Raw genomic sequence first — 2,706 nt, forward strand, 5'->3', positions numbered from 1 at the left:
GAAGGTCAGAGGTTCAAATCCTCTCCCCGCAACCATATCAAAACAATCCCCCAAAGCCCCGCACACCAAGCGGGGCTTTTGCGCGTTCTGGGGCCTGCCCTAACGTGCCGGTGGCAGATCGGCCCATCCGTCTCGGTCGGGCGGCGCTCTCCGTCGGTTGCGATAGGGCGGGAGCGACGTGGCTATTTAAGGCTGCTTACACCGGCATGGATGTTATTTAAGCCAAGTCATGATTGCATAAATAGCTTCGCGCTACCAGGATGCGCCATGACCGATTCCGATTCTGATCCGCGCCTCGGCCGATATGTCGCAACGCCTGTCGCGGGCGAAAACGTCCGCGCCTTCGTTCCGCCACCTCTGCCGCCGAAGCCGCCGATCGATGTCCTGGTCCTTCTCGATCGCCTGAGTCTTGCCGAGCGCGCGCTCGGGCGGTTGGACGGCATCACCATGCTGCTGCCCCGCCAGGAGCTCTTTCTCTATATGTATGTGCGCAAGGAGGCGGTGCTCTCGTCGCAGATCGAGGGGACGCAATCCACGCTGAGCGACCTTCTGCGCTTTGAGACCGAAGCTCAGGCGGGAGAGCCGATCGACGACATCCGCGAAGTCTCGAACTACGTCGATGCGATGATGTACGGGCTGGAACGGCTTGCCGAGCTTCCCTTGTCGTTGCGCCTCATCCGCGAGATGCATGGCCGGCTTTTGAAAAGCGGCCGCGGCGGCACGAAAGATCCGGGCGAATTCCGCCGCTCTCAGAACTGGATCGGAGGCTCGCGCCCCGGGAACGCGCTCTATGTGCCGCCGCCGGTCACCGAACTCGATGCCTGCCTCGAGGCGCTGGAGCACTTCATCCACGAAGACGAATCGCGTTTGCCGGCCCTGATCAAGGCCGGTCTGCTGCATGTCCAGTTCGAGACGATCCACCCGTTTCTCGACGGCAACGGCCGCATCGGCCGCCTTTTGGTGACGCTGTATCTTTGCGTCAACGGGGTGCTGCGCAAGCCGCTGCTCTATCTCAGCCTCTACCTGAAGACGCACCGGGCCGATTATTACCGCCTGCTTCAGGAGGTGCGCGAGCATGGCGCATGGGAGGCCTGGCTCGACTTCTTCCTCGCGGGCGTGGCCGAAACGGCGAACCAGGCCTTCGAGGCGGCCACCCGGATTGTCGACCTCTTCAAGGAAGACCGCGAGCGAATCACGAACGAAAGCGACCGTGCCGGCTCGGCGCTGCGGATCCACGAGCTTTTTCAGCAGAACCCCTTCCTGAGCTCCAACCAGCTCGTCGAGAAAACCGGCTTGTCGGCGCCGACAGTCAATGCGGCCCTGGCCGAACTGGAGAAGATGGGCATCCTTGAGGAGATCACCGGGCGCAAGCGGGGGCGGGTGTTCAGCTACCGGCGCTATCTCGCCATCCTCTCTGAGGGGACGGATCCCTTGCCTGCCGGCAGTTGACGGTTCTGCCGCAACAATTCGCTGTCCCCGGCGTAGACCGGCTTCGGCTGAAGAGTTTTGAGGGGAAGTTTCGGGAGTGCGTCGGGCGTGTCTGCGGCATTTCCGCTCGCGGGAAGAGTGGTCCGTGCGGCCGGGAGCGGGTGTTCGACACACGCGACGCCATGCCGTCGCCGTCATCTCGGTCGTCAGTCGGCGAACCGGCCGGGGGCGAGCAATTGCGGCCGGGAGCGCGTGATTCGCTTGGCCTGCCGGCTCGTTTGCCGGGAGCGAGCCGGGCTGTCGGTGTTGTTGCCGGGGATCTTTGCTGGTCACGCGGAGGGGAATGGGCGGTTTTTCACCCGTTGCAGAGCGCGCGAACAGCGCACGCCGAGGGGATTCCCGAATCGGTGATCAGCATGACGCCAAGGCTCTCATCGCCGCTGCGGCAGCCGATCGGCTGCAGGCGATCGCGGGAGCCCATCCGAGCGGCAAGGCCAGTGTCGAGGGCGAGCGAGCGCAAAAGGTCGTCGTGGCGTCTTCGGGTGCCGATTTCCACGAAGAGCTGACGTGCTGTCGCTGCGAATAATCCCGGTCATCGCTTCCCAGAGCCGCTTGCGCCGGGCCCGTCTTTGCAAGACGTTGGCCAGAACGCGCAATGCCGGGAGCTGCAGCATGGAGACATTCACCGGGGAGACATTCGCCGGGGAGACATTCGCCGGCGGCTGCCTGTGCGGGGAGGTGCGCTTCGTCGCGACGGGGCGGCCCTACCGCGTCGGGCTCTGCCATTGCCTCGATTGCCGCAAGCATCACGGGGCGCTGTTTCATGCCTCGGCGATCTTTCCTGACAATGCGGTGACAGTCACCGGCGCGCCCTCCGATTATCGCGGGCGGTATTTTTGTGGGCGCTGCGGCTCCTCGGTGTTTGCCCGCAGTGACGACGAGGTGGAGGTCTATCTCGGGGCGCTCGATCAGCCGGATCAGTTCAAGCCGACCTATGAAAGCTGGACCGTGCGCCGGGAATCCTGGCTTCCGGCGTTTCCGGTGCGCCACCGCTATACGCAGGACCGGGATCCTTCGGACCGCTTTGAGGAGTGAGACGGGCGGGGGAGGCGCGAAATCGCGGAAAACCGGGGCCGGACGAACGCGATGTCGAATTTCGAAATGAGTCTGTTGACAGGCCGGAGCGGTCTGAATATATACCGCAACACCGGCGGCGAGGAGCACTGCTCTTCGGAGCTTGACGCTTCATCGCTGGTTTCCATTCTTATCCAGGGCGTA

The 2,706-nt window shown here is 63.6% G+C and carries 3 protein-coding genes; all 3 read left to right on the top strand.

The window, feature by feature from the left end; all coding sequences use genetic code 11:
* Positions 1-267: 267 nt before the first annotated feature.
* The 3 genes from BLP76_RS18470 (at position 268) to BLP76_RS18480 (ending at position 2,523) form a co-directional block, all read left to right on the top strand.
* Positions 268-1,449 carry a Fic family protein gene (locus tag BLP76_RS18470; RefSeq protein WP_092816698.1) on the top strand — a complete coding sequence of 394 codons (1,182 nt, stop codon included), beginning with the start codon at positions 268-270 and terminating at the stop codon, positions 1,447-1,449.
* 322 nt (positions 1,450-1,771) lie between these two features.
* A complete protein-coding gene (locus BLP76_RS18475) occupies positions 1,772-2,014 on the top strand; it encodes a hypothetical protein (protein WP_092816700.1) in 243 nt (80 codons plus the stop codon).
* An 86-nt stretch (positions 2,015-2,100) separates the two neighbouring features.
* Positions 2,101-2,523 (top strand): GFA family protein, encoded by a 423-nt coding sequence (locus BLP76_RS18480; protein ID WP_092816702.1) that lies wholly within the window; start codon positions 2,101-2,103, stop codon positions 2,521-2,523.
* The last annotated feature ends 183 nt before the right edge of the window (positions 2,524-2,706 follow it).

It is taken from the genome of Afifella marina DSM 2698 (assembly GCF_900102695.1).
In the GTDB taxonomy this organism is placed as follows: Bacteria; Pseudomonadota; Alphaproteobacteria; order Rhizobiales; family Afifellaceae; genus Afifella; species Afifella marina.

What these genes read in the sequence shown, in the direction of transcription:
- BLP76_RS18475 (WP_092816700.1), top strand. Translation starts at nt 1,772, where the DNA reads ATGGGCGGTTTTTCACCCGTTGCAGAGCGCGCGAACAGCGCACGCCGA.
- BLP76_RS18480 (WP_092816702.1), top strand. Translation starts at nt 2,101, where the DNA reads ATGGAGACATTCACCGGGGAGACATTCGCCGGGGAGACATTCGCCGGC.
- BLP76_RS18470 (WP_092816698.1), top strand. Translation starts at nt 268, where the DNA reads ATGACCGATTCCGATTCTGATCCGCGCCTCGGCCGATATGTCGCAACG.